This window comes from Dyadobacter psychrophilus (assembly GCF_900167945.1).
GTDB classification, from domain to species: domain Bacteria; phylum Bacteroidota; class Bacteroidia; order Cytophagales; family Spirosomataceae; genus Dyadobacter; species Dyadobacter psychrophilus.
On sequence record NZ_FUZA01000005.1, the window covers coordinates 1 to 13,950 of the forward strand.

General features: G+C 42.4%; 14 protein-coding genes. 2 read left to right on the forward strand and 12 right to left on the reverse strand.

The genetic code is table 11. The features are described from left to right. Positions 1 to 52: 52 nt before the first annotated feature. The 9 genes from B5X68_RS18050 to B5X68_RS18090 form a co-directional block, all read right to left on the reverse strand. The gene (locus B5X68_RS18050; protein WP_082216183.1) at positions 53 to 1,246 is read right to left on the reverse strand and encodes an MBOAT family O-acyltransferase; all 1,194 of its coding nucleotides are present in this window, start codon (positions 1,244 to 1,246) and stop codon (positions 53 to 55) included. A gap of 6 nt (positions 1,247 to 1,252) precedes the next feature. Beyond that, positions 1,253 to 3,241, reverse strand: a complete 1,989-nt coding sequence (locus B5X68_RS18055; RefSeq protein ID WP_082216184.1) for a PD40 domain-containing protein — start codon at positions 3,239 to 3,241, stop codon at positions 1,253 to 1,255. Positions 3,242 to 3,246: 5 nt separating this feature from the next. Then, positions 3,247 to 4,368 (reverse strand): His-Xaa-Ser system radical SAM maturase HxsC, encoded by a 1,122-nt coding sequence (gene hxsC / locus B5X68_RS18060; RefSeq protein WP_212568015.1) that lies wholly within the window; start codon positions 4,366 to 4,368, stop codon positions 3,247 to 3,249. A gap of 2 nt (positions 4,369 to 4,370) precedes the next feature. Then, positions 4,371 to 5,867 (reverse strand): His-Xaa-Ser system radical SAM maturase HxsB, encoded by a 1,497-nt coding sequence (gene hxsB / locus B5X68_RS18065; protein WP_082216185.1) that lies wholly within the window; start codon positions 5,865 to 5,867, stop codon positions 4,371 to 4,373. After that, positions 5,864 to 6,238, reverse strand: coding sequence for a His-Xaa-Ser system protein HxsD (gene hxsD / locus B5X68_RS18070; RefSeq protein WP_082216186.1), 375 nt, complete (start codon positions 6,236 to 6,238; stop codon positions 5,864 to 5,866). The genes hxsB and hxsD overlap by 4 nt, the downstream gene beginning before the upstream one ends. 5 nt (positions 6,239 to 6,243) lie before the next feature. After that, positions 6,244 to 6,945: a peptidoglycan-binding domain-containing protein gene (locus tag B5X68_RS18075; RefSeq protein ID WP_082216187.1), complete on the reverse strand. Its 702-nt coding sequence runs from the start codon at positions 6,943 to 6,945 to the stop codon at positions 6,244 to 6,246. Positions 6,946 to 7,329: 384 nt separating this feature from the next. Then, entirely contained in the window at positions 7,330 to 8,094 is a 765-nt protein-coding gene (locus B5X68_RS18080; protein WP_082216188.1) for a DUF1223 domain-containing protein, read from the reverse strand. 92 nt (positions 8,095 to 8,186) lie between these two features. After that, positions 8,187 to 8,639, reverse strand: a complete 453-nt coding sequence (locus B5X68_RS18085) for an organic hydroperoxide resistance protein (protein WP_082216189.1) — start codon at positions 8,637 to 8,639, stop codon at positions 8,187 to 8,189. 29 nt (positions 8,640 to 8,668) lie between these two features. Further along, on the reverse strand, positions 8,669 to 9,697 hold the full coding sequence (locus tag B5X68_RS18090; RefSeq protein ID WP_141110336.1) for an alpha/beta fold hydrolase: 1,029 nt from the start codon (positions 9,695 to 9,697) through the stop codon (positions 8,669 to 8,671). 329 nt (positions 9,698 to 10,026) lie between these two features. Between B5X68_RS18090 and B5X68_RS18095 the strand changes: the two genes are divergently transcribed. Then, on the forward strand, positions 10,027 to 10,923 hold the full coding sequence (locus B5X68_RS18095) for an alpha/beta fold hydrolase (protein WP_082216190.1): 897 nt from the start codon (positions 10,027 to 10,029) through the stop codon (positions 10,921 to 10,923). A 108-nt stretch (positions 10,924 to 11,031) separates the two neighbouring features. Here the strand turns inward: B5X68_RS18095 and B5X68_RS18100 are convergent, their stop codons facing one another. The 3 genes from B5X68_RS18100 to B5X68_RS18110 form a co-directional block, all read right to left on the reverse strand. Further along, a complete protein-coding gene (locus tag B5X68_RS18100) occupies positions 11,032 to 11,397 on the reverse strand; it encodes a nuclear transport factor 2 family protein (protein ID WP_082216191.1) in 366 nt (121 codons plus the stop codon). A gap of 73 nt (positions 11,398 to 11,470) precedes the next feature. Beyond that, entirely contained in the window at positions 11,471 to 12,124 is a 654-nt protein-coding gene (locus B5X68_RS18105) for a hydrolase (RefSeq protein WP_082216192.1), read from the reverse strand. A 100-nt stretch (positions 12,125 to 12,224) separates the two neighbouring features. Beyond that, the gene (locus B5X68_RS18110; protein ID WP_082216529.1) at positions 12,225 to 12,818 is read right to left on the reverse strand and encodes a Crp/Fnr family transcriptional regulator; all 594 of its coding nucleotides are present in this window, start codon (positions 12,816 to 12,818) and stop codon (positions 12,225 to 12,227) included. Positions 12,819 to 13,038: 220 nt separating this feature from the next. On the opposite strand from B5X68_RS18110, the gene B5X68_RS18115 reads away from it, so the two are divergent. Beyond that, positions 13,039 to 13,950 (forward strand): NmrA family NAD(P)-binding protein, encoded by a 912-nt coding sequence (locus tag B5X68_RS18115; RefSeq protein ID WP_082216193.1) that lies wholly within the window; start codon positions 13,039 to 13,041, stop codon positions 13,948 to 13,950.

Consider the following 13,950-nt stretch of genomic DNA (forward strand, 5'->3'; position numbering starts at 1 on the left):
CAGCATCGTAACTCTTTCTGGTTTTGCTCCCCTTCTGAACTCCCATTTTGCATCAGGTTGTGCAAAAATGTGTGCCGCTTTTTGGAGCCACCTCAAATGTCCCTTCGGTGGTTAGTGTGAAAGTCAATCGACTCGCTAACGCCCGCAAATCGTAAGTTCGAAATACGATCCAAGTTAGATTAATCCAAAGTATAAAGGCGACCCATTCTAGAAAAGCTATCGATTTTGAAAACCTATTTGTAATGGGCACAGAATAGTTCATTAGATAGATACCGATCAGGTAGTGAAAGGAATGTAGACACGCCCAAACAAAATAATTCCAGTAGAAGCCGTGCCATAAGCCGCTTAATATGAACACAAAAATTATCAGAACCGGTAAGCGTTTTTTATCTCTATTGCCACCCAACGGAATGAAAATGTATCGTCGAAACCATTCAGTCAACGATATATGCCATCTTTTCCAAAAATCTTTGGTATTACTTGCAGCATAAGGCTTATTAAAGTTGTGAGTTAGATTCAGCCCAAATAGCATTGCTATTCCCATAACGAGGTAGGTATAGCCAAGAAAATCGAAGTAAATCTGAATAGAAAAGCCAATCGAGCCAATGAATAGATTCAAGGCTTCAATTTTCTCATTACCATCAAAAACAGGTTCGACAATTTCCGACAACCGATCTGCTAAAACTAGCTTACAGAAAAGGCCATAAATCATGTGCTTAACTGCAATCCAAGTCCTGTGCCATGAAAAGTTGACTCCATCTCCCAATTGAATAAGGAGTTTAAGAGAATTGTCAATCGGGCCAGCCAGCAGTTGAGGGAAAAAGGTAATGTAAAGCAGGAGGTTATGAAAAGTTGGCAGGATCTTCAATCTTCCAGCCTTAACCTCGATCAGATAGGCAATTGCCATTAAGCTATAATAGGATATTCCTACCCAACTATACTGTACCCCAAATATGCGATCGCTCCCCTGCCTGGAAAGTATAAGCAATGCGAGTACTAAGGCAACTCCTGTTGATAGCCAGTACTTTGCGCTAGCCTCTTTTGATAAAATTATCAACCTACTACAAATATAAATCACTAATGTGATAGCTATGGCAACAAAAGCGCTTGCTAAATTATAAGTCGACAAAAAGGTAAGACTAACAAATGCAAGCCAGTAATTCCGAAAGCGAATTGGAAGTATATAGAAGAGGATTAGTTCTATCGGCAGAATTATACCTAGATGCTCCGCCGAGTACAAATCCATAGTGATTTATTTTTGTGAAATAGGTAGCCGATATATACCATTTCTCAATCCAAAAACACCAGCAAAATAGATATAGCATCCATCTGGTGAAAAAACAGGATCCCATTCGTCACCGGGTGTTTTAGTCAACCGGGTAGATTTCCTGGTCCTAAGATCAAGAATAAACAAATCCCAGTTATCATCAACCTTCATGGAAAACACCAACTTCTCTCCATGCGGCGAAAAATTGGGATCCCATATCTCATAGATACTATTGGTGAGTTGGCTTTCCTTTTGAGTCTTTAAGCTGTACATATATAAGTTAAAATTACCCCCACGCTTTGATATGTAAGCTAGTGAATCTCCAAACTGAACAGGCCGCCAGCTCTCATACTCATTATTTGTTATAGTGCGTGTTTTTCCAGATGATAAGTCACTAAACACAATTGCCGGGTTAGTCATTCTGCCATCACTAGCTTTGTTCCAACGAGCGAAAGCTAGTGTATTTTGCTTTCCGATAGACGGTATTGCTCCGTAGTAATCTTTATCCAAGTAAGCTCTTGTGCCTCCGCCAACATCTAATGTGGTTAATTTCGTATCGCCAGAATCTTGGTTGCCCTCTGTAAAAACGATCTTGGAATTTCCCTCTAAGAATGATGGATGAAGCTCGTCGATTTGGTTAAAAGTCAGCCTGAATTCATTGGTCATATCCACGTCCGATATAAACAATTCCATGTTCTGATCTCTCACAGACTGGAAACACATTGATTGACCATCACTGCTAAAACTAGGATATCTGTCACCTGCATTATGTTTACTTAGATATTGGATGGAGCTGCCGTCACTCTTCATGAATTCTCCTATCGCTGACGACATGGCCATATGGCCAGAAGCATTCAGATGCTCGTCGTACTGATAGAACACCTCAGATTCCACTGAGCTAAAGGCTTCAAATAGATCCAGGTACTTGATTTTTTTGCTACTGCACAGGTTGTTCAAAAATTTGTTTGGCAGATGCATATCCAACTGACTAATATCCAGCTTAAAATTGCTCACAACTTCTTCCAAGTAATGGTAGTATAGTTGCTCTTTGGTAGGGATTTGTAAAACAATCAATTCGCCCCCAGCTTCAATTACATCATTAGATAGCATATCAAGAAATTCTTCAAAATTTTTGAGATCCTGCTTCTTTTGTTTTGACTGCTGTTTGTAAAATATGTTGTAGTCAGCGTTAGCCTGCTGGCCCGGATAAAAAGGCTCCGTCCATCGACCTAGTGGAAGTTGAGCGGGATTAGCGAATTTAATAGGGTAGACGAGGTAACGGTAAAAGTTAGAGTAGTTCATGAAATAGTCGGTGAGATTGCTTGTGCGCTCTTCGACCTTCATGAAATCATTAAAATTGCAAATCTGCAGAAAGACCTTTTTAGGCTTAAGTTTAGACCCCTTTTGCTTGAAAAAATGGTACTCGTCAGCGATACCGAAGCCGCTGATGCCTGCATTCAAAATTATCTTATTAGGAAAGTCTCTGTACAGCAACGATGTGTACAGCTGCTCGTTTGACACTTGTGCACCTTGTGTGTACGAATCGCCCAGAAACAACCAGTCAACTTTTTCTACTGTCGTCTCAGGATCATCTTCGGAACCTATTCTATACCCCTGAGCATTTGTAACATAATCAACTATAAATTCCTTATCTACGAACCTTTCCCTGAGTAGCGGTTTATTAAAATAGTAGTGCCTTTCTACCGAATAGATATCTCGGATGTTGTAATCAGCAAATACAAAGGAAAAAACTGCCTCTGCTTGAATGAAGATACCAATCAAAAAAACAAAATTGAAATAATACACCTGTAATCTTGGCGCCTTATAAATTACAAATGCGAAGGTCAACAACATGACAGCTTCACTTAGTAACACAAAGAACAAGTTCTTTGAAATTAAGAACAACAAAACTGGATTGATAAGTAGTAAGCAAAACATCAGTAAAGCTATCGGTCGAAAATAATCTCTTGACATGCCTTTTACTGAGGATTTATATTTAAACTTACTTTTCTCGAAGTCGCGAAAATTCCGCCACAATCCGCTTTCACGAGGCAACTGTCACATTTTGGCAGAAAATGCCTTTTCCAGTCAGAAATTGACTTTACCGAGAATCTCCACATTGGTTTTGGCAATAAGCACAATGGATGATTGTAAATGGAAACATTTATTCCATTATTATTTAGGTAAGTTACAGCTATATCCAGCTCGTCAGCATATTCCAAAGGATCAATCCAAAGTAGTTTGTCGTTATGCGGTGTATAACCTGTATACTCTAATCCCATAAATGCAACCTGCTCGACAAAAGGTAAGTTAAGGAAAATGAATTTTGCCAGTTCTGGCAATCTTTTAAAAGTTAGTTTGTGCAGCACGACGCGAAGTTCTATTCTAGCTCCGATGGATGCTAAATTATGCAAGCCCAAAACAGTCTGATTGAACGCATGGGAGGCTTGAACAATATAATCATGATCCAGGTAGTAGTCGGAATACAATGGAATTCCTAACACGAGATTTGAGGAATTCACAGATTCAAACCGGGTCGTAAAGTTTTTCCATGCGAACGACCTGCCGTTGGTCAATATATGTATTGTTGTAGCTGGTAACTTTCGGTTTATATGGCTAATCATGTCGAAAAAGCGTTTCCCCAGAAGCGTAGGCTCTCCGCCCGTGATCCCAATGATCTCAGTGGTGGAGGGAATCAGACTGATGACCTGATGATTCACATTATAATAGTATTCGATGTCATCAATGTCTTTTGGTGGCTGGGAGCACATCAAACAATTGCTATTACATCTATCCGTAGTAAATAATGTGTTATCCAAAGAGTTGACTCGAAATAGTGTCTGTATTATTCCATTCGGCAGCATCATTATGACGTCACCTTCACTTAAAGGTTGAATAGAGGGTATTGAGTGAATAATAGGACTCAAATGTGTTGTGACTGAACGTTTTGTAAGCACGGCCAGGTACCCATCGCTGACATCGGTATTATCAAGACTATGATCTATTAAAATGGATGATTCGGCAGCTAGGCCATAAGTGATTCTGCCTATGATTGGTTGTGTGAAAGAAAGGGGTTTTCCTTTTGATCTAAGTTCCATCATGACTATGCTGCCGGTTTATGTATCCACGATTGGAATGTCGATTCAACATATCCCTTCCTGATGTCAAGCATCTCAAAGAGGTAGCGAATGATCTCCATGTTTTTTTTGCAAAATATGGAGAACGCACGATGTCCCTGCATATCATTTTGCGTAGCATAATGGAGAACGGGATCAGCTCCGCAATACGTCAAAAACGCGCAGTCGCTACAACCGGCAAGGCATTCAGCGACGCCGTTGTTTAAAATTTGTTTAGCCTTGTCTCCCAAAAACAACTCTTCATAAGGCTGAGTAACGTGGCCAAGCTGAAAGGTGTAATCTTTAATTTCAGCCAGCATTCTAGATTCATCTGACGCATAGACAAAGCCGTCATAATTGAAAACAATTACACTACTAACCAAGCCCGTGGGTGATTGTAAATCAACATAGTTTTCAGTGAAGGGAGTGAGAATTTTTTGAAGAATTATAGAAGTATAATCTTCTTTGAAAAAGACACCCTGCGCGTTAAGATTCAAGATATGTTCTAATCCTTGCTTATAAAAGTCGAGGAATTCAGCTGTTTGATAGTGATTCTTTTTTTGATTCTTCAGAGCAAAACCATATGGGCTTATTGGCCTCAGGAATATGTTCCCAAAACCATTCTCAACATAATTGTCTATTATCTCCTTGGGATATTTCAAACTTAGTGCTGTGGTGGTCATCAAAGCTGATACCTTATCATGACCCAATGCTTGGCGCGTTCTATCTATCCCTTCGATTACTAAATCATAACTGGCTCGACCCGACTTGAACCTATTTGCATTGTGAATGAAAGCCGGTCCGTCAAGTGAAGTTGAGATTAGGATATTATAATTCTTACAAAACAATAATATTTCATCATTTAGAATAGTCGAATTTGTACAGATCACATAACTAATCTCCTTTTTAAAGTCCTCATTTAGTAGTTGAATTCGCTCAACAGCATATCTAACTTTATCGAAGGCCAGGAGAGGCTCACCACCTTGAAATTCCACTGTTAGCTCCTCAGAGGGAGATAAGAACATATGATTAATCCCTGCGTCGAGGTCTTTGTATGAAATATCAAATTCGCTCTTGCTTTCGGCTGCGCGAGAAACTTGACAATAGTGACAAGAATGATTGCATCTTAAAGTGACTACAAAAATATGAAGCGACGTAAAGCTTCCGAGTGATTTTTTCTTTGTTCGATAGCGAGTAGAAATAACATTCAATAATTCGGGTACAGGTGTAGGGCTAATGAAAAAGTTGGCAACAAGATCACGGTAAAGATTGGAAGAAAAGTCAATTTCTCTATGGACTATTGCCTTTGCGGTTCCCTGAGGTACTATTAAATAGTCACCTATCTCATTTACAAGCACTTCCCGATCAATACTAATTGAATGGAATTTAAAAGGCAGCAGAAAATATATGCTTTCAGCCTCGCTTTCGAACGTTGATATGCCTCTGAATTTTCGTGAGTATGTATTAGAAATGATGTTTTTCATCGGGTTGGATCAAAGCCTATTGGATCACTAATCTGACTTTGAGGCTCGATATCAAGAAACCCATCATTATCAAAAGCTTTGGCAATGATCATGCTCCGTACAGAACTTGTTTCCTGATTGATCAGATCTCTCACCTTGAAGTCTACCAATCCCTTTCTCAGTTGAATCTCGATTTCCTTCTTGATTTCTTCTGAAAACGAAGCTGTATTTGGCCTAGCTGTGATTAAAAACGACTTAGGAGGAAACTTTAAAATATCAAATGAAGCAATTGGAGCAAGCCAATATATGGTTTTAAATATTACGGTTTCACTATAAATATCTTCGTTTACAATAAATTGGAGTAATTCATCCGTACTCGCAAGCACATCCATAATTGCTAATTGTTCAATTTTAAAAAGGTAACGGTCTGGGGATTAACAATGCCAACGGGGTCAATCCCATTGTCAGATTGAAAGCGCTTAACAGCATCCTCGATCACATATGTATATTCCAACTCAACGGTAAATGAATTTGATGAACTATCCCCCTCCAGATATTTCTTCTTCAAAAGTATATTAACAACTTCCGTTACATCCATACCGGTCATTCCCCGGCGAATAATCCGGTCTCCCAACTTAAAGACTTTTGGCGGAGCAAGCCTTAATACCGGTTGCTCTGATTTATTAGGTGGGGTTGATGGGTTTGATTGGTATAAACCTGACTGGGTCGTGCTTGAAGAACCAGCACTTCCCGAGGAAGTGTTTGGGCTTCTGTATGTGGATCCAGAGCTGCTTCCAGACGAAGAGCCACTACTTCCCGAATAGTGGGAGCGATGTGAACTATGAGACCGGTGACTTCTATGAGACAGATTTACTGCATGGAACTCGTCAAATCGCTTTAAAATGAATGGCTTAGTTAGCTCGGGTCTATTCAATAAGAAATTACTATTCGCCGTAAATTTGTAAGGCTCTTGGTTTTCATCGACCCCTGAGTTTCCAATTTCAGATATGTGTTCAGCAGAATATGGTGATGATACTGTCAGGCTAGCCAGCGAACTGAGAAAGATATCTTTCAGAAGCTTACGTAAATTTTCTTTCATTGATAGAGTAAAGGTTACTTCTTAAATCTCAGGAAATAAAACATATAAATCAAATTAATTCTAATTTATCTACGAATGACCCTAGTATGACGAAGCTTACCGGTTAGGACAAGTTATTATTCGTAGTCAGAATAGCTTTACGTGGATAAAGAAGAACTTGATTAATACTTTGCAACTGTAACAACGAAAGCTACAAAAGCAAAAAAATGACGACTTCAAATCCAGAGGGCTATTTACCACGGCTCTCGCCGCTGCTTAAACAGCCCTCTGGATTTGAAGTCAAGGGGTAAACCCATCACTTTTTACTTTAAGTAACAATAGCGCCTGCGCTCAGTTGAAAATAAGATGCTTCAACGGGTGACTAATGCCTATTTGATTCAGGCCTTATGAATTGAGCTTATCCGCTGCAAATATTTCCCCTGTTTTCGTATCCTGTAAAAAACCGATGACTTCCCATTCGCCCGAGCTGAATTCACCTGGCAATGAAACGCTTACCTCTCCGATTCCGGTGTTACTCAGTTTAAAGGACTCTAATTTCCTCACAATCTGAACGTGCCGCAATGTACGTCCGCCATTTTCACCGCGTTTGATTTGACGAATTGCGTTTTTTTGAACGACTGCTATCATTAGGTCAACATTCCTATTTCCAGATGCCTCGTACGCAACAGCCATTTTCCCTGTTTCTGGTTTTCCGGTTATTTTTAAGGTGTTGGCTGGGACACCTTCCAGGCTATTTCGCAGCACATTGGTTAAAGCAGCCTCATCGGATCCGACAAACTCTGCTTTGCCGTTGACAACCACCTGTGGCGTATAGACTTGCGAATTCAGCTTCGTGGCATACCAATATTGGCGTTTGGTGTGTTCGGGGCTGCTGAAAATGTCCCTCCATCCCTGGTGATCCCAGTAATCGATGTGGTAAGCAAGGATGTAAATCGGTTTGTCACCAGTTTGCTTCTGAACATTTCCGAGTAACTCATCAGCGCGCGGGCAGCTCGAGCAACCTTCGGACGTGAATAATTCCAAGACTACGAAGCCGTCACTTTTTACGTCTTTTTTATCGGCTGGTTTTTTAATTGCGGCTCCACTGGAAAGAGTTACCATGAAGAATAAGCCTGCTGCCAGCGCTAAAATGTTTTTTGTCTTTTTCATAAGTTTTAATTTTTAATTGTGATCCAAACCAGTACATCACGTGACATAAGCTTGCTACTTACCTTTGTAGCGTCTGTTTTGAATACGCGACATTAAACTGCCACTACAATCTGCACATTGATATTGCCTTTGGTCGCCTTCGAATAAGGACAAGTTTGGTGCGCGGCCTGCACAACCTGGGCCGCGTCATCTTGCGACAAGCCTGGAAGATTAACCTGCAACCGCGCCTGTAATGCGTAACCTTCATCGCCGGCAGCCAGGTCAACTTCCGCGTCCACGGAGGTTTCCGCAGGGAGCTTGATCTTTAAAGCCGACGCATTGATCTGCATGGCTCCGAGAAAACAGGCAGACCAGCCAGCCGCGAAAAGTTGTTCCGGATTAGTACCCTGGCCAGAAGTTCCTGGCGAAGAAAGATTAATATCCAAACGCCCGTCTGAGCTTTTTGCTGCGCCTTCGCGGCCGCCCGTGATGTGCACTTTTGCTGTATATAAGACTTTACTTACTGATGCAGCGGCTTTGGCTGCAAAAACGATTTGATTTTCCATTGTTATTGATATTAAAAGTTGTTTTGAAATTATTGATTGATCCACCCGGCCACTTCCAGGATCGCATTCGCAAATGCTTCGGGATCTTCCTGAGGTAAATTGTGGCCAATGCCCTTGATGGTATAATGTGCATACTTGCCTGTGAAACGGGCCGCGTAAGTGCCGGGATCAGGATGCGGCGCGCCGTTTGCATCCCCTTCCAGAGTGATTGTCGGCACGTTGATCGACGGAAATTTCGCGAGCTTGGCTTCCAGCTCATCGTATTTTACCTCTCCTTTTGCAAGCCCGAGCCGCCAGCGACAGTTATCTATGACGATCTTAATGTGATCGGGATTTTTGAAGGAAGCCGCGGAACGGTCATATGTATACTTGTCAAATTTCCAGGTCGGCGAAGCAGTCTGCCAGATGAGTTTATTGAATTCGTAAGTATTGGCTTCATAACCTGCGGCGCCTCGCTCCGTAGCAAAATAATATTGGTACCACCACAATTGTTCAGCTTGCGGTTGCAAAGGCGCTTGATTACCTTTTTGGCTTCCTATCAGATAACCGCTCACCGAGACGAGCCCTTTCACACGTTCCGGCCACAATGCAGCCATGATATCCGCAGTGCGCGCTCCCCAGTCGAAACCACCTACGATTGCATTTTTTACATTTAACACATCCATAAATGCAATAATATCCACCGCAAAAGCTGATTGCTGGCCGTTTCGGCGTGTTTCCTGCGAAAGAAATGTCGTACTTCCGTAGCCCCGCAAGTATGGGATCAGCACCCGGAAGCCTTTCGCAGCCAATATTTCTGAAACCTTTTTATAGCTGTAAATATCATAAGGCCAGCCATGAAGGAGCAGGACAGGCTGGCCGTCAATGGGACCGGCCTCCACATAGCCCACATCCAGAACGCCAGCTTTGATCTGCTTTATATCGCTGAAAGTTTGTTCGTTACGATTGCCGCCGCTGCTTATGGGTTCTGCGGATGATTGAGCGAGCACTGCCGAAATTCCAAAAAGCTGCAGCGCGATAAGTAAGAGGCCTCTGAATGTGATCTGTGTCTTCATCATCTGACGGTTTATTGGTGATATGATGACTCAAACCTACAAGCTCAGACAAGAAAAGAATAGCAAATAAACCGGCAGGTGGACAATCTGGAGGGTGGGTTAGACAGGTTAACTGTTAAGGCGGCTGGCTCACTTAAAACTTTTCACCTACGCCACCTTGCAAATGGCCCATAACCGACCTGAACTTCATATTTAGGAGCAGTCTGACCACAAGATGGATGGCTTCCTGTAAAATAGAGAAAGCCGAGGAAAATGGATAGATTCGTGTTGTCGTACGACAAGATTTTGACAACATTCGCCTTTTACGTTAGTCATTCTTAAACACTCACCGTATGTCGATAAAAATCCTGACTATTCTAACTCTGCTGGCATCCACGCTCTCCGCTTTCTCCCAGGAAAAAATGGTTAATGTAAACGGCGTCAATTACCATGTCCTCACGAGAAGCTTGGAGCAAAGAAAGCCAGGTCAGCCGGTATTAGTTTTTGAAAATGGCATGGGTATGGGGCTAGGAAATTGGAATACCATAACGGATTCGCTTGCTAAAAATACTCCTGTTTTTCTCTATGACAGGCAGGGCGTGGAGAAATCAGAAAAGGTTTTTCAGCTGCCCACTCCTCAGAAGATAGCAGCGACCCTAAAATCACTTTTGACGGAACTGAAAATAGAACCGCCGTACATCTTGGTCGGTCACTCGATGGGTGGCGTATATGTGCGGGCTTTCGCAGGATATTATCCCAATGATGTGGCGGGACTCGTGTTTGTTGACCCCGCCGATTTTACAGAGACAAAAGCCGATTGGAATCAGATCTTTAGAGATATAGGGGTCTCGGAAAAGCGGATTGACGAAATGCTCCAGAAGCGGCTATATACCGCTTCAAAAGTTGATTCGTCGCGCTATGCCGCATGGAGCGAGGGACAGGTTTTAACGGATCTCCGAAAAACCGACTTCGCTGAGCTTACCAGCTTATCCGTGCCTCAGGTGCCCGTCCTGTTTTTTGTCGGCGGGAAGCTTGAAGTTCCAATGGAACGCCGAAGTAAAGAATATGATCACAAGCAATTTTTTGAAGTAAAAAATAGCTCGAATATGCTGAGATGGAGACGTTTTATTCATTCTTCCAGTAAAGGTGGTGCAGTAATCTATCTGAGTAACAGCGGGCACTTTGTGCATCGGGACGACGCGGCGATGGTGATTGGGAATATAAGAATGATGTTAAAAGCTTTGAGATGAGCGGCTGGAAGCGCTCTCGGAATTAGACAATCAATATTATCAGCTTTCAAAAGAGATAAAGACTGGCTCGAATACTACCAGCACGGAAGTCAGAAATTGAAAGCAGAATTAAGGACGGCTGTCGAGAAAAACATACAGTGACTTAATTTTGCCATTCTCGAAATGGGCGATATCCATTCCGGTCGCGACAGGGGACTCGCCTTTGGGGCCAGCTCCCCAGATCAGCCTGCCAATGCTGTTATTGATTATCACCGGTTTAAGTTTGGTAAATACAAAGTCGGCGGGCAAATGTTTCAATGTAGTTGTTACGCTGTTGTTGATGGCATCAAGACCTGTAACCTGGTCGCCTACGTGGTACAAATTTGCTGCGGGATCGTAAATTTTCTCAATGGCCTTCAACCTGGCATCCGGGTCTTTTTCATTCCAAACCTGGTTGAGATTATCTTCCATCATTTGGGCTGCTTCATTGTTCATGTTCTTTAATTTTTGTTGTGAAAAAAAACAAAAAGCAACACCCTGAATTGATCAGGATGTTGCTTTCCGATTGTCAATTATTTTCTTGTACAGGAGTCGCTAAAAGTTGCAGTTCCCAAGCGAGTGATATGCCGCTTCCTCCGCCGTGTTCTAATATAACACTGGATAATGGACGGGCTGTTTCCATCCGGGCCCAGTCGCGTTGCCATTCGGCAGCAACGGCCATCCAATTAATCGGCACCACACCGGCCTGAACCATCCTGCGTACTGCCATATCGTGTGCTTCTGCTGTGACGCTTCCACATGCATCGGTAACCACAAATACATCATACCCTTCGCTTAATGCCTGGATCGCTGGCATGGCAACACAAACCTCTGTCCACAAGCCGCATAGGATCAGTTGCTTACGACCACTTTCCCTTACAATATCAGTCACCTTGGGATCTTCCCATGTATTGATAAATGTCCGGTTGATCGGTTTTTGTTCAGGGAAAACATCCTGGATCTGTTTGATGATGTAGCCGCCGCGTTCTTCAATAACCGTCGTCAGGATGGTGGGGACATTGAACACTTTTGCTGCCTTTGAGAGACCTGTAACATTGTTAATAATGATGGTAGGCTCGTGGCTGTTCAGGTTAGTGAACTGGTAAGGCTGGTGATCAATTAGGACGAGAATGCTGTCCTCGGGACGCAGAAGCGCTTCAAGGCCTGTTTTTACATTTTGCATGATACTTTGCTTTTAATTTATAAAGGCAAAGTTCCGATGCAGCGTAAAAGTTAAAGATGATCTAAGCCGAAAAATACAGTAGACAAATGACTACTTACGGCTAAATGGCCTTATTTTGTAATAGTTGTCGTCTGACGCGGCTTAATGTATCTTTCGTGATGCCGAGGTATGACGCGATGATATGCTGCGGAAATCGCTGTACTAATTCCGGATAACAGTCGACAAATTCTGTATAGCGTTTTTGGGCAGTGGAGCTGATGGTTGAAGTGAGCCTGCGCTGATTAGCAATGTTATTTTTCTCGTCCAGCTGCTGGATCATTTCACAAAATGGATGGATCGTCTTGATGAGTTCCAAGACGTTGGCCCTGTTGATCAAAAGCATTTCAGTATCCTCCCATGCATCAATGTTGTAAATGCTTGGCGAAAGCATCACCCAGCTTTCACGGTCGCCCATCCACCACTCTTCAACCCCTAATCTGACGATATATTCAGTGCCTTTATCATCCACTGAATATTGCCGCATGGCTCCTTTTACAATAAAAGCAAAATTTTTGCACTGGTCGCCAGCCTGTAAAAAATATTGTCTTTTCCGTAATTTGGATGGAACGAAGGCTTTTTTAAGCAAAACCTTGTCATCTTCTGAAACGGGTTCAGAACTGAATTTTTCCAGATAATTAAAAAACGCCTCGTACATATAATTAAGATATTTCTGCCAGGCCACACGTTAGCCTTGGTGCTCATCCATGTAAATTATTCAAATACGATGAAAATAGCTAGAAAGTAACGGCAAATCAAAGTTTACCCAAGACGTAGCATTATCCTGTTTCCTCAATTTAGTTATGACATGCTCCGATTCTGTTAGATCTGCTTTTTGAAGGTTGCGCACCTTTGTAATACAAAAAAACAGAAACAGAATGAACATTGTAATCACGGGTTCCCTGGGAAATATCAGCAAGCCGCTAGCAGAAGAATTAATCCGAAAAAACCATTCCCTGACCATCATTAGCAGTAAAGAAGAGCGGCGGCAGGCCATTGAAGCATTAGGCGCAAAAGCGGCAATTGGCAGCATTCAAGATGTCGATTTTCTAACAGCCACGTTTAAAGAAGCCGACATTGTTTATCTGATGGAAGCATGGGAAGGCATTGGAAACCTATTTGATAAAAACGCAGATTTTGTTGCTGCTTTTACCAAAGTCGGAAACAACTACAAACAAGCCATTGAAGATTCTGGGGTAAAACACATTGTACATTTAAGCAGCATTGGCGCCCATACAAACCAAGGGATCGGGAGCCTGTATCTGCACAACACGGTCGAGACGATCCTGAATCAACTTCCCGAATCTGTTGCTATTAAGTTCATGCGGCCGGTTGGGTTTTTCACCAATTTATACCGGTATGTCCCTTCTATTAAGTCACAATCAGCCATCATTCAAACCTATGGAGGCGACCAGAAAGAGCCTTGGGTCTCTCCCCTGGACATTGCGGCAGTCATTGCAGAAGAAATGGAAAAACCTTTCAAGGGAAGGTCAGTTCATTATCTGGCAAGCGATGAAGTTTCTCCAAATGAAATTGCAAAAGCGCTAGGAGACGCTATTGGAATGCCCGTTCTAAAATGGCTGGTGATCCCGCGTGAACAGATGCTGCAACAAATGCTGGACGCAGGGATGAACGAATGGATCGCAAAGGGCCTGGTTGAAATGCAGGCCGCGCAACATGACGGAAGCCTTTACGAAGATTATTATCGCAACAAACCAGCACTGGGCAAAGTAAAGCTGGCTGATTTTGCAAAAGAATTTGCACTAACCTATCACAACCAATCCAAGTAA

What these genes read in the sequence shown, in the direction of transcription:
- B5X68_RS18050 (WP_082216183.1), bottom strand. Translation starts at nt 1,246, where the DNA reads ATGGATTTGTACTCGGCGGAGCATCTAGGTATAATTCTGCCGATAGAA.
- B5X68_RS18055 (WP_082216184.1), bottom strand. Translation starts at nt 3,241, where the DNA reads ATGTCAAGAGATTATTTTCGACCGATAGCTTTACTGATGTTTTGCTTA.
- hxsC (WP_212568015.1), bottom strand. Translation starts at nt 4,368, where the DNA reads ATGATGGAACTTAGATCAAAAGGAAAACCCCTTTCTTTCACACAACCA.
- hxsB (WP_082216185.1), bottom strand. Translation starts at nt 5,867, where the DNA reads ATGAAAAACATCATTTCTAATACATACTCACGAAAATTCAGAGGCATA.
- hxsD (WP_082216186.1), bottom strand. Translation starts at nt 6,238, where the DNA reads ATGGATGTGCTTGCGAGTACGGATGAATTACTCCAATTTATTGTAAAC.
- B5X68_RS18075 (WP_082216187.1), bottom strand. Translation starts at nt 6,945, where the DNA reads ATGAAAGAAAATTTACGTAAGCTTCTGAAAGATATCTTTCTCAGTTCG.
- B5X68_RS18080 (WP_082216188.1), bottom strand. Translation starts at nt 8,094, where the DNA reads ATGAAAAAGACAAAAAACATTTTAGCGCTGGCAGCAGGCTTATTCTTC.
- B5X68_RS18085 (WP_082216189.1), bottom strand. Translation starts at nt 8,639, where the DNA reads ATGGAAAATCAAATCGTTTTTGCAGCCAAAGCCGCTGCATCAGTAAGT.
- B5X68_RS18090 (WP_141110336.1), bottom strand. Translation starts at nt 9,697, where the DNA reads ATGATGAAGACACAGATCACATTCAGAGGCCTCTTACTTATCGCGCTG.
- B5X68_RS18095 (WP_082216190.1), top strand. Translation starts at nt 10,027, where the DNA reads ATGTCGATAAAAATCCTGACTATTCTAACTCTGCTGGCATCCACGCTC.
- B5X68_RS18100 (WP_082216191.1), bottom strand. Translation starts at nt 11,397, where the DNA reads ATGAACAATGAAGCAGCCCAAATGATGGAAGATAATCTCAACCAGGTT.
- B5X68_RS18105 (WP_082216192.1), bottom strand. Translation starts at nt 12,124, where the DNA reads ATGCAAAATGTAAAAACAGGCCTTGAAGCGCTTCTGCGTCCCGAGGAC.
- B5X68_RS18110 (WP_082216529.1), bottom strand. Translation starts at nt 12,818, where the DNA reads ATGTACGAGGCGTTTTTTAATTATCTGGAAAAATTCAGTTCTGAACCC.
- B5X68_RS18115 (WP_082216193.1), top strand. Translation starts at nt 13,039, where the DNA reads ATGAACATTGTAATCACGGGTTCCCTGGGAAATATCAGCAAGCCGCTA.